This is a genomic window from Kitasatospora sp. NPDC024654 (assembly GCF_055559155.1).
Genome location: NZ_JBVHLF010000022.1, coordinates 75,567 through 97,355, shown reverse-complemented (window position 1 = coordinate 97,355; position 21,789 = coordinate 75,567). Strand labels below are relative to the sequence as shown.

16 protein-coding genes, 1 tRNA gene and 4 pseudogenes are annotated in these 21,789 nt (G+C 71.9%); 12 read left to right on the top strand and 9 right to left on the bottom strand.

Annotation, left to right across the window (positions count from 1 at the left end):
* Positions 1-305: 305 nt before the first annotated feature.
* Together ACZ38L_RS16095 and ACZ38L_RS16090 are read right to left on the bottom strand one after the other, a co-directional pair.
* The gene (locus ACZ38L_RS16095) at positions 306-1,424 is read right to left on the bottom strand and encodes a PP2C family protein-serine/threonine phosphatase (protein ID WP_465693343.1); all 1,119 of its coding nucleotides are present in this window, start codon (positions 1,422-1,424) and stop codon (positions 306-308) included.
* Between the two features lie 101 nt (positions 1,425-1,525).
* Positions 1,526-1,669 (bottom strand): hypothetical protein, encoded by a 144-nt coding sequence (locus ACZ38L_RS16090; RefSeq protein WP_465693341.1) that lies wholly within the window; start codon positions 1,667-1,669, stop codon positions 1,526-1,528.
* A 119-nt stretch (positions 1,670-1,788) separates the two neighbouring features.
* On the opposite strand from ACZ38L_RS16090, the gene ACZ38L_RS16085 reads away from it, so the two are divergent.
* Entirely contained in the window at positions 1,789-2,496 is a 708-nt protein-coding gene (locus ACZ38L_RS16085; RefSeq protein ID WP_465693339.1) for a hypothetical protein, read from the top strand.
* A gap of 16 nt (positions 2,497-2,512) precedes the next feature.
* On the opposite strand, the gene ACZ38L_RS16080 is transcribed toward ACZ38L_RS16085, so the two are convergent.
* Both ACZ38L_RS16080 and ACZ38L_RS16075 read right to left on the bottom strand, forming a co-directional pair.
* Entirely contained in the window at positions 2,513-5,305 is a 2,793-nt protein-coding gene (locus ACZ38L_RS16080) for a SpoIIE family protein phosphatase (RefSeq protein WP_465693337.1), read from the bottom strand.
* 126 nt (positions 5,306-5,431) lie between these two features.
* Positions 5,432-6,242: pseudogene (locus ACZ38L_RS16075) on the bottom strand (helix-turn-helix transcriptional regulator); the annotation flags it as partial.
* Positions 6,243-6,305: 63 nt separating this feature from the next.
* On the opposite strand from ACZ38L_RS16075, the gene ACZ38L_RS16070 reads away from it, so the two are divergent.
* The 6 genes and pseudogenes from ACZ38L_RS16070 to ACZ38L_RS16045 all read left to right on the top strand — a co-directional run bounded on the left by ACZ38L_RS16070 (position 6,306) and on the right by ACZ38L_RS16045 (position 10,134).
* Entirely contained in the window at positions 6,306-6,554 is a 249-nt protein-coding gene (locus tag ACZ38L_RS16070; RefSeq protein WP_465693335.1) for a helix-turn-helix domain-containing protein, read from the top strand.
* A 179-nt stretch (positions 6,555-6,733) separates the two neighbouring features.
* Positions 6,734-7,261 (top strand): annotated as a pseudogene (locus tag ACZ38L_RS16065) (FAD-dependent oxidoreductase); the annotation flags it as partial.
* A 165-nt stretch (positions 7,262-7,426) separates the two neighbouring features.
* On the top strand, positions 7,427-8,407 hold the full coding sequence (locus ACZ38L_RS16060) for an aldo/keto reductase (RefSeq protein WP_465693333.1): 981 nt from the start codon (positions 7,427-7,429) through the stop codon (positions 8,405-8,407).
* Between the two features lie 313 nt (positions 8,408-8,720).
* Positions 8,721-9,311: pseudogene (locus ACZ38L_RS16055) on the top strand (transporter substrate-binding domain-containing protein); the annotation flags it as partial.
* A gap of 319 nt (positions 9,312-9,630) precedes the next feature.
* Positions 9,631-9,897, top strand: a pseudogene (locus tag ACZ38L_RS16050) (AAA family ATPase); the annotation flags it as partial.
* Positions 9,898-10,057: 160 nt separating this feature from the next.
* Positions 10,058-10,134 (top strand) — tRNA-Met (locus ACZ38L_RS16045).
* Between the two features lie 78 nt (positions 10,135-10,212).
* Here the strand turns inward: ACZ38L_RS16045 and ACZ38L_RS16040 are convergent.
* Entirely contained in the window at positions 10,213-12,732 is a 2,520-nt protein-coding gene (locus ACZ38L_RS16040; protein WP_465693331.1) for a sugar phosphate nucleotidyltransferase, read from the bottom strand.
* Positions 12,733-13,333: 601 nt separating this feature from the next.
* Here ACZ38L_RS16040 and ACZ38L_RS16035 point away from each other — a divergent pair.
* The 5 genes from ACZ38L_RS16035 (at position 13,334) to ACZ38L_RS16015 (ending at position 17,066) form a co-directional block, all read left to right on the top strand.
* A complete protein-coding gene (locus tag ACZ38L_RS16035) occupies positions 13,334-13,768 on the top strand; it encodes a nuclear transport factor 2 family protein (RefSeq protein WP_465693329.1) in 435 nt (144 codons plus the stop codon).
* Positions 13,768-15,330 (top strand): GMC family oxidoreductase, encoded by a 1,563-nt coding sequence (locus ACZ38L_RS16030; protein ID WP_465693327.1) that lies wholly within the window; start codon positions 13,768-13,770, stop codon positions 15,328-15,330. Before ACZ38L_RS16035 ends, ACZ38L_RS16030 begins: the two co-directional genes overlap by 1 nt.
* Positions 15,331-15,354: 24 nt before the next feature.
* Positions 15,355-16,167 carry an ester cyclase gene (locus tag ACZ38L_RS16025; protein WP_465693325.1) on the top strand — a complete coding sequence of 271 codons (813 nt, stop codon included), beginning with the start codon at positions 15,355-15,357 and terminating at the stop codon, positions 16,165-16,167.
* Between the two features lie 74 nt (positions 16,168-16,241).
* Complete coding sequence (locus ACZ38L_RS16020; protein ID WP_465693323.1) at positions 16,242-16,613, top strand: nuclear transport factor 2 family protein; 372 nt, start codon at positions 16,242-16,244, stop codon at positions 16,611-16,613.
* Positions 16,614-16,622: 9 nt separating this feature from the next.
* Positions 16,623-17,066 (top strand): VOC family protein, encoded by a 444-nt coding sequence (locus ACZ38L_RS16015; protein WP_465693321.1) that lies wholly within the window; start codon positions 16,623-16,625, stop codon positions 17,064-17,066.
* 110 nt (positions 17,067-17,176) lie between these two features.
* Here ACZ38L_RS16015 and ACZ38L_RS16010 read toward each other — a convergent pair whose 3' ends face one another.
* From ACZ38L_RS16010 to ACZ38L_RS15995, 4 genes are all read right to left on the bottom strand, one after another.
* Positions 17,177-17,830 (bottom strand): ScbR family autoregulator-binding transcription factor, encoded by a 654-nt coding sequence (locus ACZ38L_RS16010; protein WP_465693319.1) that lies wholly within the window; start codon positions 17,828-17,830, stop codon positions 17,177-17,179.
* A 91-nt stretch (positions 17,831-17,921) separates the two neighbouring features.
* Positions 17,922-18,770, bottom strand: a complete 849-nt coding sequence (locus ACZ38L_RS16005; RefSeq protein ID WP_465693317.1) for an SDR family NAD(P)-dependent oxidoreductase — start codon at positions 18,768-18,770, stop codon at positions 17,922-17,924.
* A 137-nt stretch (positions 18,771-18,907) separates the two neighbouring features.
* Positions 18,908-20,371, bottom strand: a complete 1,464-nt coding sequence (locus ACZ38L_RS16000) for an aldehyde dehydrogenase family protein (RefSeq protein ID WP_465693315.1) — start codon at positions 20,369-20,371, stop codon at positions 18,908-18,910.
* A gap of 168 nt (positions 20,372-20,539) precedes the next feature.
* Complete coding sequence (locus ACZ38L_RS15995; RefSeq protein ID WP_465693313.1) at positions 20,540-21,670, bottom strand: MFS transporter; 1,131 nt, start codon at positions 21,668-21,670, stop codon at positions 20,540-20,542.
* Positions 21,671-21,789 lie beyond the last annotated feature (119 nt).

Genomic DNA, 21,789 nt, shown 5'->3' with positions numbered 1-21,789 from the left:
AAACACCCCCCCCCCCCACACTCGCGGTGTTCGTCGGTGTTTTGTTCCGCTCCGCAAAAACCGACGGTCCCCCCTTTTTTTCCGGGGCTTTTTTCCCCCCCCCCCCCCCCCCCCCCCACTTCCCGCTTTCCGGAACCGTGGGTGGGGATCAGGGCGAGCTGCTGGTGGAGCGCGGCCCGGCGGGCTCGGCTCAGCGGGGACGGCGACCAGGTCGCTGCCGGCGCGGACGGGGCGGCGACGTCGTCGCGGGTGGGTCGGCCGGTTCCGCGCCTGGAACCCGCGCGGGTCGGAGCCTCGTCCCGGGCTCAGCGGCCCGGGCGGCGCCGGGCGACGAGGGCGGCGATGTCGTCGTCGAGCTCGCCGCCGCTGTAGGCGATCAGGTCGCGGTGGAGGTGGTCGAGGAGCTGGTGGGGCGCCTCCCCGCTCCACGAGCGGACGCGGTCGGCGAGGGGGTAGAACGCGCCGGAGCGGTCGCGGGTCTCCGTGACCCCGTCGGTGTACAGGAGGAGCTGGTCCCCGGGGTGGAAGGGGGCGAGGTCGACGTGGTACCCGCCGTTCACCAGCATGCCCAGGTTGAGCGGCGGCGAGGGAGCGGCGGGATCCAGCTTCCGGACCCCGCCGCGGTGCAGCAGCAGCGGGGGCGGGTGGCCGCAGGTGACGGTCCGGACGACCGGTTCGTCGTCAGGGATCTCGGCGAGGAGAGCGGTGATGAAACGTTCGGCGATCTCCGAACCCGGGACCCCCGGGTACTGGGAGGCGTGACGGCTGATGCTCGTTTCCAGGCGGTGCGCGAGGTGGGGCAGGTCGGGCGCGTCGTGGGCGGCCTCGCGGAAGGCGCTGAGCAGCGCCGCGGCCGTCTGTACCGCGAGCAGGCCCTTGCCGCGTACGTCGCCGATGAGCAGCCGTACGCCGTGCGGGGTGCGTATCGCCTCGTACAGGTCGCCGCCGATCCGGGCTTCCGCCGCGGCGGCCAGGTAGAGGCTCTCGAGCGTGACGTGCCCGAGGTGGCGCGGTAGCGGGTGCAGCACCGCCAGCTGGGCGGCCTCGGCCACCGAGCGGACCTGGACCAGCTGTTGGGCGCGCCGGCCCAGCAGGCGGTTGAGGAAGACCGCGAACACCGCGATCACCACGAGGGTGGCCAGCTCCGAGTAGGCGGTCGCATCCCGCAGCGCGTCGAAGTCCACCATCAGACCGACGAAGATGGCGCACGCGGCCACTCCGGTGAGCACCGTCCCCCACAGGGGCAGCAGCGCGGCGGCGGCAACCATGGCCGTGGCGAGGAAGGCGTCCGGCCTGACCTCGCGGGGTGTGACGAGGCCGATGAGCAGGCCGACGAAGAGCAGCAGAGCGGGCAGCACGGGCAGCAACTTGGGCCGCGCACCAGCGCTGTGCGGGACTCCGCGTTCCTCAGGAGACCTCGCCACCGTGCCGCTCCCCTGGATCACACACGCCGGGCGGCAGCCCGGGCCCGGAATCCGGGCCGCCGATTTGGGCCATTTTATCGCCGTTCGCCGGTAGCCCACGGTCAGCCCGGTGAGCGGTGGTGACGCGGGCTGTCACCAGGTCGCGGTCCAGGCTGTGCCGCGTCCCGGTCGATCCGGTCCAGGTCCCGCATGATCTGGTCGCCGCGACCCAGGGCGTAGCAGTCCGGTGACAGAGCGGGATCCATTTCGTCGATTGTTCGTACTACCTTCGATCCCGCGCGCCGTCCCGTTGCCTCCCGGTCCGCGCAGGAGAGGGGACGGGCGCCGTGCGCTTCCTCACCCGTACTGTGCTCAGGAGAACCGCATGTCGCTCTTAACCCCCCGCCGTACGACCAGTGTCCGCGCGCTGGCCGGCACCGTCCTGACAGCCGCTCTGCTGGTGTCCGTCGCAACGGCCTGTTCCAGCCCGTCCGACGCGCGCCAGAGCGCCGCACCGGCCGCCACGCCGTCCGCGCCCGCTACCGCCACCCCCGACACGCCTTCCACCGCCGCACCAGCCGTCACACTCGACGCCACCGCACCGGCCACCACGCACCACACCACCGCACCAACTGCCAGGCGCGGCGCCACCCCACCGGCCGCTACGGCCAGGGCGGCATCCCCGGTCCGCACCCAGACCCTGGTGGACGGCAGCACGGCCGAGATCCAGGAACTCGGCACCGAGCACTACCTCGCCAAGATCGTCAACGGCGGCCAGGTCTACGCCACGCTGGAGACGGACCAGCACGACGTCGGGGTCGACGCCAACGACATGTTCGTCGTGCTCTCGCTGGACGGCCAGATCCACTCCTGGATGGGCGGCGGACGGACCGGCCCGGGCACGTTCGACCTCCCGGGCGGTTGGACGGCCAAGGTCACGAAGATCGGCGACCTCCGGTACCGCGCGCAGATCCTCGGCAACGACGGCGCGGTGGACGCCACGCTGGAGACGGACCAGCACGACGTCGGGCTCGACGCCAACGGCGTGTACATCGTGCTCGGCATGGGCGGCGAGATCAGCGCCCACATGTGAACGCCCGCCCGGGTGACTACTGCAGCATCGCCTCGAACCGGTACTCGGGCGCGGTCAGCGGTTGCTCGGACCAGATGACCTTGCCGCGGGCCGTGTACCTGGTCCCCCAGCGCTCGGCCAGCTGGGCCACCAGGAACAGGCCCCGGCCGCCCTCGTCCGTGCTGGCGGCGTAACGCAGGTGCGGGGCGGTGCTGCTGCCGTCGGAGACCTCGCAGACCAGGCTGCGGTCGCGCAGCATGCGCACCCGGATCGGCTCGGCGCCGTAGCGGACGGCGTTGGTGATCAGCTCGCTGAGGATCAGCTCGGCGGTGAAGGTCAGCTCCTCCATCCCCCAGGCCACCAGCTGGTCGGCGCATTCGTTCCGGATGCGCGGGACGGCGGCGAAGTCGTACGGCACGTCCCAGCTGGCCACCTGGTCGGGGTCGAGCAGCTGCGTGCGCGCGACGAGGAGCGCGACGTCATCGCTCGGACGCGACGGCACCAGCGCGCCGAACACGGCCCGGCAGGTGTCGTCCGGGGACGCGTCGGCGTGGGTGCCCGCCAGGGAACGGCGCAGCGCGGCGAGTCCGTTCTCCAGGTCGCGGTCGCGGCCCGTGACGAGCCCGTCCGTGTAGAGCACCAGTGCGGTGCCGGGCGCCAGCTGCAGCTCGGTGGTTTCGAAGGGCAGGCCGCCCACCCCGAGCGGCGGCCCGGCGGGCAGATCGACGAACTCCACGCTGCCGTCGGTGTGCACCAACGCGGGCGGTGGATGACCCGCCCGTGTCATCGCGCAGCGGCCGGAGACCGGATCGTAGATCGCGTACAGACAGGTGGCGCCCGTGACGGCCGCTCGCTCGCCCTCGCCCTGGCGCTTGCCCCCGCCCTCGGCGTCGCCTTCTCCCGCAGCCGCCTCGCCCTGGTCGAGCCGGGCGACCAGTTCGTCGAGGCGGGCGAGCAGTTCGTCCGGGGGGAGGTCGAGGGCCGAGAAGTTGAGTACGGCCGTGCGCAGTCGGCCCATCGTGGCGGCGGCGTGCAGGCCGTGGCCGACGACATCGCCGACCACCAGTGCCACCCGGAAGCCGGGCAGCGGGATGACGTCGAACCAGTCCCCGCCGACCCCTCGCCGCGCCGGCAGGTAGCGGTAGGCCACCTCCAGGGCGCTCTGCTCGGGCAACCCCCGGGGCAGCAGGCTGCGCTGCAGCGTCTCGGCCATCCGGTGCTCGCGGGTGTAGCGGCGGGCGTTGTCGACGGTGATCGCGGCGCGGGCGACCAGTTCCTCGGCGAAGGAGACGTCCTCCTCCCCGAACGGCTCGGACTCCCCCGCGCGCCAGAAGTTGACCATGCCCAGGGTCAGACCGCGCGCCCGCAGCGGTGCGGAGATCAGCGAGTGGATCCCGTACTCGGTGATGCGGTCGGCGGTCTCCGGGTCGCGCGCCCGCCAGGCGTGCGCCTGGCGCAGGTCGGCGACGAGCGCGGCGTTCCCGGTCTCCAGGGCGGCCTCCTCCGGCGTCCCGGGCAGCGGGCTGATCTGCGAGCCCACCGGGTAGAACGGCCGGTCGTCGCTGATGCCGCTGGCAGCCGTGCGGCGGATCCGCGGGCCCAGCGTGGTGACCGGGTCCGGGAGTGGCTCGTCGCCGTGCAGCACCGGGTCGGCCAGCTCGACCGTGGCGAAGTCCGCGAAGCGCGGAACCGCCACGTCGGCCAGCTCCTGGGCGGTCCGCACCACGTCCAGGGTGGTGCCGACCCGCAGCCCCGCCTCGTAGAGCAGCTGCAGCCGGGCCCGGGCCGCCTCGGCCTGCCCGGCCAGCGCCCGCAGCTCGGTGGTGTCCCGGATGGTCGCGACACTGCCGGGCCCTCCGCCGAACGGCGCGGTCGGGCGGTTGTTGACGGCGAGCAGCCGGTCTTCGGCCAGGTGCACCTCGTCGGTGGCGGCCCGCCCGGACGCCAGCAGCTCGGCCAGCCCGGGATCGAGCCCGAGCCCGGCGACCGGCCGCCCCTCCACCTCGGGCGGCAGCTCGAGCAACCGCCGGGCCTCGTCGTTCGCCAGCACGACCCGCCCGTCCCCACCGACGATCAGCACACCCTCGCGGACCGCGTGCAACACCGCGTGATGGTGCTCGTACATCCGCGTCATCTCGGCCGGGCCCAGGCCGCGCGTCTGGCGGCGCAGCCGCCGCCGCACCAGCACCGCCCCGCCCGTGCCCACGGCGAGCGCGGCCGCCGCGCCGCCGAGCAGGACCGGCAGCTGCCGGCCCACCGCGCTGCCCGTGTGCGCGACGGTGTAGCCGACCTCGACCAGCCCGGCGACCGAACCGTCCGGCCTGGTGACCGGCACGTCGGTTTCCACCACCCGTCCGATGGGCGCGAGGAGGCTGATGGTGGTCGGCCCCTTGAGGGCTTCCTGGTACGGGCCGATGACGTGCTTCCCGATCAGCGCGGGATTGTCGGAGGTGTAGCGGATCCCCTCGGGGCTGGCGATCACGACGTAGTCGAAACCGCCCTTCTTCATGATGTCCGTGGCCATCGGCTGCAGCACCGCGGTCGGATCGGGGCTGTCCAGGGCGTTCACCACCGTGGGGACCTGCGCCAAGGTGATGGCCGCGGCGCGCGTGCGGTGCTCGGCGTCACTCGTGGCGTAGCTCCTGGCCTGCAGGAGGAGCGCCGCCAGCGCGGCGCCGACCAGCAGTACCACCGCGGCCAGCAACCACAGGAACACCTGCCCGGCGACACTGCGCAGCCCCAGCCGTGAGCGTAGCCCACCCCGAGGGGACCGGTCTTCCCCCGGTCCGCCCTGTGCCTTGTCCCCACGGGCATGACTCACTGCGTGCATCCGGGCCGTCCCCGTGCATCCGGGTGTTCCTCTTCCACGCTGCCACCTCGTCCGCGGACACGCATGCCCGAAGCCGCCGCGGGGCCGAACGGACCGCCCGGCGGGTCGGCGCCCCGGAGTTCCTCCTCACCGCGCGGGGTCGGTGTCCGGCCGCGCGGTGCGTGCGGCGTTGGCGCAGCGGGCGGCGAGGTCTGCGAACGCGGTTGCCAGTTGGGGTGGGCCGATGACCTCGATGTCGGTGTCGAAGCGGCCGATGGCGGCGGCGAGCCCGGTCCACGACCAGGAGCCGAGGGTGAGTCGGCAGCGTTCGGTGCCGACTTGTTCGACGGTTCCGTCCTGGGCGAAGGGGGCGACGTCGGCGGCCGGCAGGTGGAGGATGACTTCGCCGCGGCACGGCCACTCGGTGGTGGTGCCGTCGTTGCCAACGGAACCGGCTGGTGACGAAGTCGGAGACGTTGCCTCCGGGGATCTCGCGCGGGACGAAGCGGGGGCCGGTGGGCGTGCGCGGGCGGATGCGCTCGGCGCGGAAGGTCCGCCAGTCCTCGCGGTCGAGGTCCCAGACCACGAGGTACCAGCGGCCACGCCAGGTGACCAGATGGTGCGGCTGAACGCGGCGGCGCTGTTCGATCGGGCCGTCCGGATCCCGGACGTAGTCGAAGCGCAGTTCCTCGCGGGCGTGGACGGCACGGCTCAGGTCCATGAGGACCTGCCCGTCGACCCGGGTCGTGTCGCGGCTCCCGGGCGGTCGGACGGCGGTCAACTGCCGCAGGTCGATGCGTTGGCGCAGGCGAGGCGGCATGACCTGGCGAACGGTGGCCAGGGCGCGCGCGGCGTCCTCGGCCACCGTGGTGCCGGTGGCCGCGGTCCGCAGGGCGACGGCCAGGGCGAGGGCCTGGTCGTCGTCGAACGGTGACGCCACCCACGGCGGCGCATCCGTCACCCCGGCATCATCGGGTTCCTCGTCAAGGGCTTCGACTACGCGTGGCGGCAGGCGGAACCGGTGGACACCGATGTCTCCCGCGAGCGTTCCCCGCTCCTCACCGACGAGACCAGACGCGCCGTACTCAGACTCATGGTGGCCGGCTACACCGACGACCCCATCGCCAAGCGCCTCGGCATGAGCGCCCGCACGGTGGCGAGTCACATCAAGCGAGCGGCCGAGGTGTTCGGCAGCCGGAGCCGCGCCCAGCTGGCCTACCTCATCGCCAGGCCCGATCTGGCCGCCGACCTCGACTCCCCCGGGAACTGACACTCAGGGCGCTGGCCGGGCGGGTGTCGACGGGGAGGGCCCGGCCGGTCTCGACCTCGGGGCGGCCGTGCGCCCGTGCGGCGCCCTATGCGGTCGGCGAGGGGGTGGTGGCGGGGCTGCCGGGTTCGGGGGCGTCCTGGGTGACCGTGGCCGTCCAGCCCTGCTCGAGCAGGAGACAGGGCGCCCACGCGGCTGACGGCGACCGCGGCCTGTTCGCCCAGCGCAACAGCGGAAACCACGTCCGCGTCTACCTCATCCAACGGGTCCCGGTCGACTGGCTCAGCCGGAGCGGCCTGACCGCCGGTGACGCCGATGCCATCCGCGCCCTGCTCCTCGACCGGTACGCCCACTGGTCGCCCCGCCTGCGCCGGACGATCACCGACAACGACGGCCCCTACGTCGACCGCCCGATCTTCGCCCTCCCCGTCCCGCACACCTGGGAGCACAACCCGACCGTGACCCTGCTCGGCGACGCCGCCCACCTCATGCCCCCGCTCGGCCTCGGCGTCAACCTCGCCATGCTCGACGCCAGCGAACTCGCGCTCGCCCTCGCCGGCTCCGCCACCGTCGACGACGCCATCCACGGCTACGAGCGGACCATGCTCCCCCGTTCCACCGAGACGGCCAGGATGCTCGAGGGCGGCGCCGAGCACCTGCTGTCCCCCGGCATCGCCGACTTCGGCGACGCCGGCGACGCCCGGTCCTGAGAGCCCTCGCCGGTGCCCGCGCCGCCCTCGTCGGTTGCCGACGCCCTGGCCCCCCGCGTGCCGAAGGCGCGCCGAGTGCGGTCCGGTGCGCCGCCCCGCCGCGGTCCGCCGTGCGACGCGGGTACGGTGACGGGAACGTCAACTCCGAACAGGGAGCACTCGCCCGTGTCCTTCGAGCACCTCGTCAGCGCCGCGCCGACACCTCGGTTCGGGCTGGGACTGGCCGCGCTGGGCCGGCCCGGCTACATCAACCTCGGCCGGGCCGAGGACCTCCCGGCCGAGCGCACGGTGTCCGCGATGCGCGAACGCACCCACGAGGTACTCGACGCCGCCTACGCCCAGGGCGTCCGGTACCTGGACGCGGCTCGTTCCTACGGTCGCTCGGAGGAGTTCCTCGCCGAGTGGCTCGAACGCCGGCCGGACGTCCGGGACGTGGTGGTCGGCAGCAAGTGGGGCTACACCTACACGGCCGACTGGCGGGCCGACGCGGACGTGCACGAGGTCAAGGACCACGGCGTGCAGACCTTCGACCGTCAGGTGGCCGAGAGCCGGAGCCTGCTCGGCAAGCGGCTGGACCTCTACCAGATCCACTCCGTCACGCCGGACAGTCCCGCGCTCACCGACCCCGTTCTGCACCGCAGGCTGGCGCGGCTCGCCGCCGAGGGCGTGCTCGTCGGCCTGTCGACCAGCGGCCCGTCCCAGGCGGACGCCATCCGTGCCGCGCTCACCGTCACGGTGGACGGGCAGCCGCTCTTCCGCAGCGTGCAGGCCACGTACAACCTGCTCGAACCCTCGGCCGGTGAGGCCCTCGCCGCGGCGCACGACGCCGGATGCGTCGTCATCGTCAAGGAGGGCATGGCCAACGGACGCCTCGCCGGGCGCCCCACCGACGCGGCGACGTCCGTCGTCCTGCGCCGGGTGGCCGAGGAGGCGGGTACCAGCTGCGACGCGGCCGCCCTCGCCGCCGTCCTCCACCAGCCCTGGGTCGACGTGGTGCTCTCCGGCGCCGCCACCGTCGACCAGCTCACCAGCAACCTGCGGGCCGCCTCGGTACGGTTCGACGCGGACCAGCTCGCCCGGCTCGCCACCCTGGCCGAACCCGCCGGCGCGTACTGGCAGCACCGGTCGCGGCTGGCCTGGAGCTGATCCTCGCGGCACGTGATGCCCCGCGGCCCTCGGCCCCGGCGGGGGCGCCGGGGGCATCGAGTCCGGGCGGCCACGCCCCTCCCGACGCCGGCCCGGGTTCCCGGGCCGTCGGGGGTCTGACCGGCGATCACCTCGGTCGGCACGATCGTGCCGGCCCGGGGCGGCGCGCTGGGCACCGCCCCGGGCCGGTGTGCCCGTTGAATCCGGCCCGCGCGGACGGGGCGACCGGGCGGTCCGTCCCGCTGGCTGTCACGCCGTCACGACGTCACCCGGCGGCGGCCCAGGCGATTGACACCGCACTCCACCACCCGGAATGCTGAAACGCGAGTCCGGAACCCTTCCGTTGGTACGCCGCCGCCACGTGGACCACGTGCGCTGCGCCACCGATCTGTGTCGCCGATCCGGGTCGCTGATCCGGGTCGCCGCACGCACGGCGCGCCGGCCGATCTCCGCACCCCCATTTCGGACTCCCCGGCGAAGGACCCCTCATGTCCCGTGCCCGCACAGTCCTCACGGCTTCCGTCGCGGCCGCCACCGGAGCGGGCAGCTGACCGTCGCGACCGACTCCCCGGCCTACTCGCCGTGGTTCGACGACAACACCCCGGCCGACGGGAAGGGCTTCGAGAGCGCGGTGGCCCATGCGGTGGCCAGCAAGCTGGGCTTCGACCGGAGCCAGGTGAAGTGGGTCGTCGAACCCTCCGACAATTCCTACGCCCCGGGGGCGAAGGACTTCGACTTCGACATCAACGAGATCTCCGACACTCCGCAACGCGCCAAGGCGGTGGACTTCTCCACCAGCTACTACACGACCGAGCAGGGTGTCCTCACCCTCGCCAACTCCCAGTACGCGCAGGCTACTTCGCTGAGTGCGCTGAAGGACGCCAGGATCGGCGCGCAGGTGGCCACCACCAGTTACCAGGCGGTGCTCGACGAGCTCGGGCCCACGCACCAGCCGAGTGTCTTCAACACCACCAACGACGAGGTCAACGCGCTGCGCAACGGCCAGATCGACGCGGTCGTCACCGACCTGCCGACCGTGTTCTACCTGGCCGGCGCGGAGCTGAACAACGGCAGGAGCCTCGGACAGTTCGGCTACGACGGTGCCCCCCGAGCAGTTCGGCCTGCTGCTGCGCAAGGGCAGCGGATTGACCCCCTGCGTGAGTCAGGCCCTGACCGCCCTCAAGGCCGACGGCACGCTCGCCAGGATCACCGCCCAGTGAGCCGCGATCGCCCGTGCCCTGGCCACCGGACCGGAACTGCTCCTCTTCGACGAGATCACCTCGGCGCTCGACCCCGAGCTGGTGGGCGAGGTCCTCGACGTGGTCGCGGACCTCAAGCAGCGCGGTCTGACCATCCTGATGGCCACGCACGAGATGGGCTTCGCACGGCACGTCGCCGACCAGGTCTGCTTCCTGGAGGACGGCGTGATCGTCGAGCAGGGCACCGCGGAGCAGGTGCTCACCGATCCGCGGCACCAGGCCACTCGGCGCCTCCCTCCCGCGTGCTCGACCACTCCTGACGGGCCGGCGGCCCGTGGTCGGGGTCCGGCCGTCGAGTGCCCGACGAGCGTGAATCCGGTCCTCCAGCGGTCGGTTGCCCCGAGGTCGGTTCGCGGATTCGGCCGAGGTGCCGTAGAGTCGGTGACACCGACGCGGGGTGGAGCAGCTCGGTAGCTCGCTGGGCTCATAACCCAGAGGTCGCAGGTTCAAATCCTGTCCCCGCTACCACGAAGGCCGGGGCCGGCGCACAGTGTGCGCCGGCCCCGGCCTCGTTCGTCGGCCGGCCGATGGCGGTGCCGACGCCGGTCAGGCTCCGGGGGACGTGGCTCCGGCGAGGTGGGTGGTCCAGCGGGTGAGGAGCGTGCCGGTGGCCGTGGGGTGCGCGCTCTCGGCCCAGAGGTGGGCGACGGGCTCGACCGGGTCGGGGAGGACGTGCACCCAGTCGCCGTTCTCCAGGGTCCCGTGGATGCCTTCGACGGCGCCGGTGGTGTCGACCGAGAAGCCGTGCCGGTCGGCGAGCTCGATGGCGCGGCGCATCACCGCGCCCTTCGCCTCCGCCGCGGTGGTGATCCGGGCGTGCCGGACGTGCGGGATGGGGGTCCGGGCGACGAGGGCGTGCAGCGGGGTCGGGGTCCGGGCGATCAGCGCGGTCAGCTGGGCCAGGGCCGCGAGGGCGTCGTGGGTGGAGGCCAGGGCGGCCACGGTGACACCGCCGCGGCCGTCGGCGGCCAGCGCCGCCTGGTGCTCCTGGACGGCCGCCGCCAGGGCTGCCGCGCCGACGGCGGTCCGGACGATCCGGGTGCCGTGAGCGGCGGCGATCCGCTCGGCGTGGCGGCTCGCGGTCACCGGGAGCGCGACCAGGCCGCCGGGCCGCTGCTCGGTGTGGAGGGAGAGCAGCGTGAGCAGCGCCCGCTGGTGGCTGATCGGGCTGCCCTGGTCGTCCACCAGGGTGAGGCGTTCACCCAGGGGGTCCAGGTGCACGCCGAACGCGGCCCGGGCCGCGGTGACGGCCCGGCCGACCTGTTCCAGGGCGGCGGTGCGCTGCTCCGGGGTCAGGGTCGGACGGCTGCGGTCCGGTCCCGGGCTGGTGAGCAGGGCTTCGACGCCCAGTCGTCCGAACAGTTCGGGCAGCAGCCCGCCGGCGGCGCCGTGCCCGGCGTCGACGACGATCCGCAGCCCGGCGTCGGCGACGTGACCGGTGTCGACGGCCTCCACCAGGGTGTCCAGATAGGTGTGCTGGACGTCGGCCGGGACCGCGAGGTCGGTGAACTCGTGCGGCAGCGCCCGGCGGTACTCCTGCCGGGCGAAGGCCCGGTCGAGTTTGCGCTGCGCGCTGTGGGAGAGGTCGGCGCCGTGCTTGTCCAGCAGGACGATGTCCAACGCGTCGGGGTCGCCGGGCGTGGTGTGCACGACCAGCCCGCCGGCCGCCAGCCGGGCGGTGTGCCAGCGGGCCAGCGGTAGTGGCACGTTGTCCAGGTCGTGCACCTGGACGGCCGACGCCTGGAGCGCGGCGGCGACGGCCCGCTTGATGGTCTGCGCGGGCCTGCCGTGGTCCCGGGCCAGGGTGACGATCGCCCCCTTGGCGAGCATGCCGGCGTAGGCGGTGGCCAGTTCGACCGCGAGCTCGGGCGTCAGCTCGATGTTGACCGTCCCGGTGGCCCCCCGCGGGCCGAAGAGCGTGGACCGGACGTGGGACTGGCGGGTCAGCGAGGTGCGGACGGTGGCACCGGCGGCCACGCTCCGGGCCGGGTGGATCCGCGCTTCGCTGGTGACGGCGGCGCCGCGGCCGACCAGACTGCCGTCGCCGACCACCGCGCCCTCGGTGATCCGCGCCTCCGCCAGGACGTCGGTGTTCCGGCCGATGACGCAGCCGTGCAGGTCGGCCCGGGCACCGATCCGGGCGCCCTCGTGCAGCACGGTCTGGCGCAGCCGCGCACCGGGCCCCACCGAGGCGCCGGCCCCGATCACGGTGAAGTCCTGGATCCGCGCCCCGGCCTCGACGGTGGCATGGGGGCCGATGAAGAGCGGACCGCGGAGCTCCGCGTCCGGGTGGACCTGGGCGTCATCCGCGATCCAGATCCCGGGCGAGCGCTCGAAGCCCTCCAGCTCGGCGTCCACCCGGCCCGACAGCACGTCGAGTTGGGCCTGGCGGTAGCTCGCGTGGCCACCGACGTCCTGCCAGTAGCCGTCGGCGACGTAGCCGTAGACGCCCATGCCGTCCTTCATGAGCTGGGGGAAGACGTCAGCCGACCAGTCGACCGGGACACCGGGCTCGATGTGGTCGAGCACCTCGGGCTCCATCACGTAGATCCCGGTGTTGACGGTGTCCGAGAAGACCTGGCCCCAGGTGGGCTTCTCCAGGAACCGCTCGATCCGGCCCTCGTCGTCGATCAGCGCGACACCGAACTCGCGCGGGTCGGCGACCCGGGTCAGGCAGACGGTGACCAGGGCGCCCTTGCGCCGGTGGAAGGCGATCAGCTCGGTGAGGTCGATGTCGGTGAGCGCGTCGCCGGAGATCACCACGAAGGGCTCGCCGGCCAGCTCCGCCTCGGCGTTCTTCACGCTGCCGGCCGTGCCCAGCGGAGTCTCCTCCAGGGCGTAGCGGAGCTCGACGCCCAGCGCGCCGCCGTCGCCGAACCGCTCCTCCACCAACGGCGCGAGGTACTGGACCGTGGCGACCACGCTGGTCAGTTGGTGACGGCGGAGCAGCAGCAGGATGTGCTCCATGATCGGGCGGCCGGCCACCGGCAAGAGTGGTTTGGGCAGGCCCGAGGTCATCGGACGGAGCCGGGTGCCCTCACCGCCCGCCATGACGACGGCTTTCATGACGAAATGTCCTCTCATCGGGTGCGCTGCGATCGGAAGTGCGGCGGGTGAGCGTGCCGCGTGGTCGCCGGCATCGACGACACCCCGCCAGCATGCCGGCGGACCGGACATTCCAGGGGACCGCCGGCCGAATTCGTGCGGGCTTCGTGCAGTTGACGCAACATGCCCTGACCAGCGAACTCCGACGACTTCGTGCGATTCCTCTTGCGTGCCCCGACAAACCACGTCGATGCGTTCCCCGGACTTTGAGAAGTAGCTCCCGCATCGGCGGCGGGAAGGGCCGGCCGGCGTCCCGTCCGGCTGTTTCGGCCGCCTGCGGGGCCGCTCTCGAACGGGCCGACGGAACGGAGAAGGCGGCAGGTCAGAGGCCTGGCAGTGGCCGTCCGAGCGATCGGTGGCCGGGCCGACGGGCAACGTCGGTGGGCGGTTCGGGGCGGTCCGGCGGCGGTGTTCCGATCGTTGACACGTCGTTCTGACCGATCGTACGTTTCTGGCGCCGAGGGGGACCCGATTGCGCCGGGCGCCGGGAATTCCCCCCGAGCAGTCCTCGCGAGCCGGCCGCAGCCGGAAATCTCATTAGACAACGGGTGGAGGCACGCCCATGGAAAGTCAGTCTGTGAAGCGTTTCGCACAAGAGTGGTTCGACGACCTGAGCGCCCATGAGCCGGTCGACCGGCTGTTGGCCCGGGTCGCCGACACCGACCTCGAAATGGTCTTCCCCGAGCGCACCCTGCGCAGCCACGCGGACTTCGTCGACTGGTACGCGGTGGTCGGCGAGGCCTTCACCGATCAGGCCCACCGGATCGAGGCGTTCCGGTCCGAGAGCCGCGGCGACCGGGTGGAGGTCACCGTCACCGTGGTCTGGACCGCGACGCTGACCGCGGACGGCACCCGGTCCGCGTTCCGGGTGAACCAGACCTGGCAGCTGCGCACCACGCCCGGCGGCCGGCTGCAGATCGTCAAGTACCAGGTCGGCGAGCTGTGTCCGGTGCCGGTCATCGGTTCGCCCGTCGACTCGACTCCCGGGGCGCGGTGATGGCCGGGTCCGACTCCGTCGACTACGTCGTGGTCGGCGCGGGTTCGTCGGGTGCCGTGATCGCCAACCGGCTCAGTGCCGACCCCGAGCGCACCGTGCTGCTGCTGGAGGCCGGGGACTGGCCCGACCGGCCGGAACTCGCCGACGTCGACGCCGGATCGGTGCTGTCGGTGCTGACCTCCGAGTGGAGCCCGCGGATCGACTGGGGCTACGCGACGGAGGACGAGAAGGAGCTGGACGGCCGTAGCGTTCCGATCGCCCGCGGCAAGGTGGTGGGCGGATGCAGCTCGGTGAACGCCCTGATGTGGGTGCGTGGCAACCGGGCCGACTTCGACGGTTGGGCCCGACAGGGCAACCCGGGCTGGTCGTTCGACGATCTGTTGCCGTACTTCAAGCGCGCGGAGAGCTACCACGGCGGCGGTTCCGCGGACCGCGGCACCGACGGACCGATCCAGGTGCGCGCACTGGAGGACCCCAGCCCGATCGCCCGGGCCTTCGTCGCGGCCACCCGCGAACTCGGCCTGGGTGATGGCGAGTTCGACTACAACGGGACGCAGCAGGAGCAGGGCGGCTTCTACTACCAGACCACCCGGACCGCGGAGAACCAGCGCAGCAGCACCGCCACCGCGTACCTGCGGCCGGTGCTGGACCGCCCCAACCTCCGGATCGAGACGCGGGCGCGGGCGACTCGCCTGATCACCGCCGGGCGACGCGTGGTGGGCGTCGAGTACGTCCAGGACGGTGTCGTCCGTTCGGTCGAGGTCACCCGGGAGGTCGTGCTCAGTGCCGGTGCCTTCGAGAGCCCGAAGCTGCTGATGCTGTCGGGCATCGGCCCGGCGCGGCACCTGGCGGAGCACGGGATCCCGCTCGTGGCGGATCTGCCGGGGGTCGGTCAGAACCTGCAGGACCACGCCTTCGTACCGATCTGCTACCGGGCGACCGAGGAGCACCCGAGCGGTGCCCTGATCTCCGAGGCCGGGCTCTTCACCCGGACGGCGGCCGGGACGGCGGACTCCTCGCCCGACCTCCAGTTCACCTTCGGGCCGGTCAAGTTCCTGCCGCCGACCGCCCCGGCCGAGCAGTGGGAGGGGCCGGGCTTCACCTTCGCGCCCATCGCCCTGCTGCCGGTGAGCCGCGGCGAGGTCAGGCTGCGCAGCCAGGACCCGGCGGTGAATGCCGAGGTGCGGGCGCACTACCTGGAGCACGAGGGCGACCTCGACGTGCTGCTGCACGGCCTGAAGCTGGCGCGCCGGCTCGCCCGGAGCAGCGCGTTCGACCGGCTCCGGGGCGCGGAGCTCTCCCCGGGGGAGCACGTCACCGAGGACGCGGACCTCCGCGCGTTCATCAGGGCCAACGCCTCGACGCTCTGGCACCCGGTCGGCACCTGCCGGATGGGCGCCGACGACCGTTCCGTGGTGGACGCCGAACTCCGGGTCCACGGGGTCGACGGACTGCGGGTGGCCGACGCGTCGATCATGCCGGAGATCGTGGCCGGCAACACCAACGCAGCTTGCGTGATGATCGGCGAGAAGGCCGCCGATCTGATCGCGAACAGTAACTGAACCGACAGATCAGGAGAGAAGACAGTGACAACGACGGCTCAGCAGACCAACTCGGCGCTGTACCAGCGATTCCTCGACGCGTTCAACGTCAGCGACTACGCGGAGATCGCCAAGGTGATCGCCCCCGACTTCGAGGACCACCACAGCGGCTTCGACATCCGCGGCATCGACGCCTACCAGGCGGCGCTGCGCAACGCCCACGAGACCCTCGCCATCCGCGGCGAGCTGGAGCAGGTCCTGGAGGCCGGCGACAAGGTGGTGACCCGGGTCCGGCTGACCGGCAAGCACGTCGGCACCGTGCTGGGCTTCCCGGCGACCGGCCGGGAGGTGTCCTGGGACACCACGGAGATCTGGCGGGTCGCCGACGGGATGTTCGTGGAGCGCTGGGCCACGGACGACCTGCTCGGCCTGCGGGAGCAGCTGTCGCCCGAGCCGGCCAACGTCAAGCTGGTCCGCCGGGTGAGCGAGGTGGTCAACGCCCGCCAGTACGACGCCATGGACGAGCTGTTCGCCGAGAACTTCGTCGACCGCAACCCGGCCTGGAGCGTCGAGAGCCTGGAGCAGCTCAAGGGGATTATCATCGCGGCGCACGAGGCCCTCGACTTCACCGCCCACCTCGACGCGCTCTACGCCGCGGACGGCGACAAGGTCATCATGCACATCACCTTCACCGGCCGGCACATCGCACCGTTCTTCGGCATCGAGCCGACCGGCAAGGAGGTCACCTGGACCAGCCTCGAGGTCTACCGGGTCGAGGACAACAAGGTCGTGGAGCGGTGGGTGCAGGCCGACACCGCCGGGCTGATGGCGCAGATCGGCGTCCCGCTCCCGCAGTGACGACCCGCGCCACCGGACTCGAATCCCCCCGCGACGCGGGGGCTACCAAGGGAACACCAGGAGAAGAGGACTTCATGGACACCACTGCCGTGGTCAAGCGCTACTACGAGCTGGCCAACGCCGGCGACTGGGACACCTGGTGCGACCTGTTCGCCGTCGACCAGCAGATGGACGAGCAGCTCGCCGGGCACATCGAGGGTCGGGAGACCCTGCGCGAGATGATGAAGGGGTTCCCCACGACGTACGCGGCGTTCGCCAACAAGCCGGTGCACGTCGTGGTGGAGGGCACGCAGGCGGCCGTCGTCTCCCACATCTCCGCCCGCACCGTCTCCGGCGAGACGATCGAGGCGGACGTCTGCAACTACTTCCAGGTGGTCGACGGCCTGATCACCTACATGACGAACGTCCACGACAGCGTGCCGTTCGCGCCGATTCTCGGTAAGTGAGGTGCGGTCATGACGACATCGATCGAGGCGCGCTGGTCGCACGTCGGGCTCAACTGCGTCGACCTCAAGCGGACCGAGGAGTTCTACCGCCGCTGGTTCGGCTTCCGCCGCGCGCGGGTGGTCGAGGAGGACGGCGTCCGGGTGGTCTTCCTGCGCAGTGGTGACGTCTACCTCGAACTCTTCGCGACGAGCGAGGAGCCGCTGCTGGAGACCAAGGACGACGGCCCGGCGAACCCCGGGGTCGCCCGCCACCTGGCCTTCCAGGTGCCCAGCGTGGACACGTTCCTGGCGGAGGCCGCGGGTGCCCTGCCGATCTCCCTCGGCCCACTGGAGTTCGAGAAGTTCATCCCGGGCTGGAAGACCGTCTGGGTGACCGACCCGGACGGCGTGGTGATCGAGGTCAGCCAGGGCTACGTCGACCAGTCCGAGACGGAGCTCAGCCAGTACTCGTAGTCGCGACGGGCAGCACAGCCGGCCGGAGCCGTGGAGCGCGGATCGAGAGCGCGCTCCACGGCTCCGTCGTGTCCGGGGTTCCCACCCCGACCGGGACGGGGAGCCAGTGCCTACCCCCGGTCGTCCGTCCCGTCGCGGGGGGCGTGCCGAGCGGAGAGGCCGGCGGTGAACGCGGCGCACACCTCCGGTTCCACGAGTATCGGCAGGGTGATCCGCCACATGGTGGTGAGCCGCCGCTCCAGGTCCAGCCAACCGGATCCGGCGTCCGAGAGCAGCTGAACGCCGGCGAAGGTCTCGACGAACACCTCGGCGGTGGCCCGCAGGTCCAGGCCGGGCCGCAGTTCACCGTGTTCCTGGGCCAGCGCGAGGAACTCCATGACGATGAAGAACCACTGCGTCTCGGCCCGGCCCGTCGGCTGGCCGAACCCCCGCCCCTCCAGGCGCAACCGGGTGCCCGCCCGGGCCACCGGGTCCTGCATCAGCCGGCGCGAGGCCTCGAAGGAGAAGTCGATCAGGCCTCTGACCCCGCTCCGCTCCGCGGCCCGCACCCGCATGGCCAGGGTGGACCAGGTGGCCCCCTCCATGCCCACGATGCAGGACGCCAGCTCCTCCTTGGAGGAGAAGTGGAAGTAGAAGGCCCCCTTGGTGAGGCCGGCCTCGCGGAGGATCTCCTGGACGCTCGTGCTCTCGTAGCCGTGGGCACCGAACGCCCTGGCCGCGGCGGTGGTAAGTGCGAACCGTGTCTTCCAAGCCCTGCTCTGCACGTCAACTACCCCTACTTCATGGTCCATTCACGCATCAGGGCCCGCCCCGGACGGGGTGGGCCCTGAAGTGCACGGTCATGACCCCACGGGACTACGGCTGGACCGTGTCCTGGTGCAGGGCCGCGGGGAACGGGACCCCGGTCAGCTTCTCGCTGAGCTGCCGCAGCCGCGCCCTGGCCGAGCCGTCGTACGCCTGGGCGGCGGCCCTGGTGACCTGCGCACGGTTGAGGTACCGCCCGCTCTCCTCGGCGAACCTCGGCTCCTCCACCATCCGCAGGACGTTCGACACCCCTTCGGCGAGGGTGCTCTGCGGGGTGAAGAGGTGCGTCACGATCTTGGTGGGCATGTAGGAGGCCGGGTGCAGGGAGTTGACCGTCACACCGGTACCGGCGAGCGCCTCCGCCAGGTCGATGGTCAGCATGATCTGGGCGAGCTTGGCCTGGCAGTAGGCCTGCCCACCGTCCCAGCCGCGGGTCAGCATGACGTCGTCGAAGTCGATCGGTGCCTGCCCGGCCGACGTGACGTTGACGATCCGGGCCGGCGCCGAGCGGCGCAGCAGCGGCACCAGCCGGCAGCTGAGCACATAGGTGGCCAAGTAGTCTACCTGGAAAGTGAGTTCGAGACCATCCTCGCTCTCCGCACGGGTGAGCTCCACGCCGATCCCGGCGTTGTTGACCACCGTGTCCAGCTGGCCCCGGTCCAGCAGGCGCTCGGCCAGCGAGTGGATCTCGTCCAGCGAGGCGAAGTCGGCCCGCTCGTAGCTGAGCCGGTCGTTGCCGGTGGCGGCGCGCAGCTCCGCGAGCAGTTCCTCGCCCTTCCGCTCGCTGCGCCCGTGCAGGATCAGGGTCGCGCCACGGGCCGCCAGCTCGTGCGCGAGCCCCCGTCCGACCCCGTCGGTGGCACCGGTCACGAGAATGGTGCGGTTCGAGAGGGAATCCATGTCCAACCTCCAGTGGTGGAGCGGCGTTTCGTCGGTGTAGCACGGACGGCGCGGGGGTGGCGGCCGGAATCGACCCCCACCCCCGCGCCGTCCGCGGTGCTTCGCTGCGGACCGCCGCGGCGGTCAACAGGTCGGCGTCATTCGGCGTTGATGACGACGGTCTTCAACTGCAGGTACTCGTCGATGCCCTCGGGGCCGAGCTCGCGGCCGAAGCCGGACTGCTTGTACCCGCCGATCGGGATGCTGTTCTCGAACATCGCCCAGGCGTTGACCCAGACGATGCCCGCCTGCAGCCGGGCGGAGACCTGGTGCGCACGGCTCAGGTCGGTGGTGTGCAGGCCGGCCGCCAGCCCGTAGGGCGTACCGTTGGCGATCGCCACGGCCTCGTCCTCGTCCTCGAACGGGATCACGGTCAGCACCGGCCCGAAGATCTCCTCCTGGGCTATCCGCATCTGCGGGGTCACCCCGGTGAAGATCGTGGGCTGGTAGAAGAAGCCGCGACCGTCGCCCGCCGGGGCGCCGCCGGTCACCACGGTGGCACCCTCCGCCTTGCCGATGGCCACGTACTCCATGACCCGCTCCAGCTGGGTCCGATGGGCCAGCGGACCCATCTCGGTCCGCGGGTCCAGCGGGTCGCCGACGGCGGTGGCGGCCGCCCGGGCCACCATCCGCTCGACCATCTCGTCATGGATGTCGCGTTGCACCAGCAGACGCGAACCGCTCATGCAGAACTGGCCGGTGTTGGTGAACGCCGCCAGGTGGGCCCACTGGGTCACGGCGTCGAGGTTCGCGTCCGCGAAGACGATGTTGGCGCCCTTGCCACCCAGTTCGGCGGTGACCTTCTTCATCGTCTGGGCGGCGGTGGCGATCAGCCGCTTGCCGGTCGCGGTGGACCCGGTGAAGGCGAGCTTGCGGACCCCGGGGTGCTCGGCGAGCCGGGCTCCGACCGTCGCGCCCTCACCGGTGACCACGTTGTAGACACCGGCCGGGAGACCGGCCTCGACCATGATCTCGGCCAGCCGCAGAGTGGACAGCGGGGTCTGCTCGGCCGGCTTGTGCACGACGGTGTTACCGGCGGCGAGCGCCGCGGCGATCTTGTTGATCGCCAGGTTCAGCGGGAAGTTGAACGGCGTGATGGCGCCGACCACGCCGTACGGCTCCTTGCGGGTGATGGCGATCGACCGCCGCGCGGCCGGCCGCGCCGAGCCCTCCAACTGCTCCACCATGCCGCCGTAGTAGCGGAACACGCTGGAGGCGAACGGCAGGTCGAAGGCGCTGGCGACAGTGATCGGCTTTCCCACGTTGAGGGACTCCAGCAGCGCCAGCTCCTCCGCGTGCGCGTCGATCGCGTCGGCGATCCGCAGGAGCAGGCGGCCACGCCGCGGAAGCGTGAGCCCGCCCCACTCCTCGCTCTCGAAGGCGGCCTGCGCGGCGGAGACGGCCTGGTCGAGATCGGCGACCGTGCCCCAGGCGACTCGGCAGATCACCTCCTCGGTAGCCGGATTGACGACCTCACGGGTCTCACCGTGCTCGGCGGGACGGAACTTGCCGTTGATGAAGAGCTGCCCATCGGCGATGGTCGGTCGGGCCTGAAGAGACATGACTGCACTCCTGTGCGCAAGTGATGGATTCGGCTGCAGGTGGTGTCGCGACTGGCCGGGAAACCTGCTGGCTTCCCCGACCGGCTCACTCTGCCCGCTGCCAAGACGCTAGCGGTGCAGTCGCGTTGGCCAACGGTCCGACCGCGGTCCGGGTGCGGTTTCGTTAAGTCAGCTGTGCTTCGGCCGACCGATGAGCAGGTGAACCAGCAGGGCCACCACGGCGATCGCCGCACCGATGAGGCAGAGCGGACGCGCGCCGACCGCGTGACCGATCAGGATGCCACCCACACCGGCGCCGAGCGCCTGGCCGAGGTAGATGCCCGAGGAGTTGAAGGAGATCACCACGGGCGGCAGTTCGGGCACCAGCGCGGTGAGCCGGTGGTTGTTCGGCGTGGCCACGGCCCAGGCGGCAGCACCGTTGAGGGTCATGACGACCATCACGGCGGCGGTCGAGGTCGCGATCGTGAGGGCGGCCAGGGTGACGGCCAGCAGCACCACGGCGAGCATCAGGGTCCGCTCGGCGCCCCAGCGGTCGGTCAGCCAGCCGCTGCCGAAGGAACCGACCGTGCCGCCGACCCCCCAGAGCAGCAGCGCGATCGCCAGTGCCGTTCCGGTGGTGTGCGCGGTCGCGCCGAGCACGTTGGCGATGTAGGTGTAGACCATGATGCTCGACGCGCTGGCCAGCAGCATGAAGGCGACCATGGCCAGCACCCGGCCACGGGCGAGCACCTTGAGCCGGGCCGACATCGGCACGGCCGGCGGGATGGGCAGCGCCGGCAGGGTCACCAGCAGCCCGAGCAGCGCGACCGCGCCGACCACGGCGACGAACACCAGGCTCGCCTGCCAGGAGTCGTGCTGGCCGATCGCGGTACCGACCGGGACACCACAGACGGTACCGACGGTCAGACCGCCCAGGATGACCGCCAGGGCCTGTCCGCGGCGGGCCGGGCCGGCCAGGACCGCGGCGGCCGCGGAGGCGTTGGGCGTGTACAGGGCCGCACCGAGGCCCGCCGCGACACGTGCGACGAGCAGCAGCGCCAGCGACGGCGCGGCGGCGGAGGCGAGGTTGGCGAGGACGAAGAGGGAGAGGGCGAAGATCAGCAGTGGCTTGCGTGGCAGCTTGCTGGTGATCGCGGCGAGGAAGGGCGCGGTCAGCGCGTAGGTCAGTGCGAAGGCGGTGATGACCTGCCCGGCCGCGCCGGCCGACTCCTTCAGACCGTGGGCGATCTGCGGCAGGATCCCGGCGAGCACGAACGAGTCGGTGCCCATCGCGAACGATCCGAGTGCGAGGACCGCCACCGGGCGTCCCCAACTTGACTTAGTAGGCGCTGAGTTCACAGGTGTCGTAACGGCCTGATCGACACGTGGAGAGGTGTGTTGAGTAGTCACGTATTCAGGATGGAGCCTCCCGTGAAGCT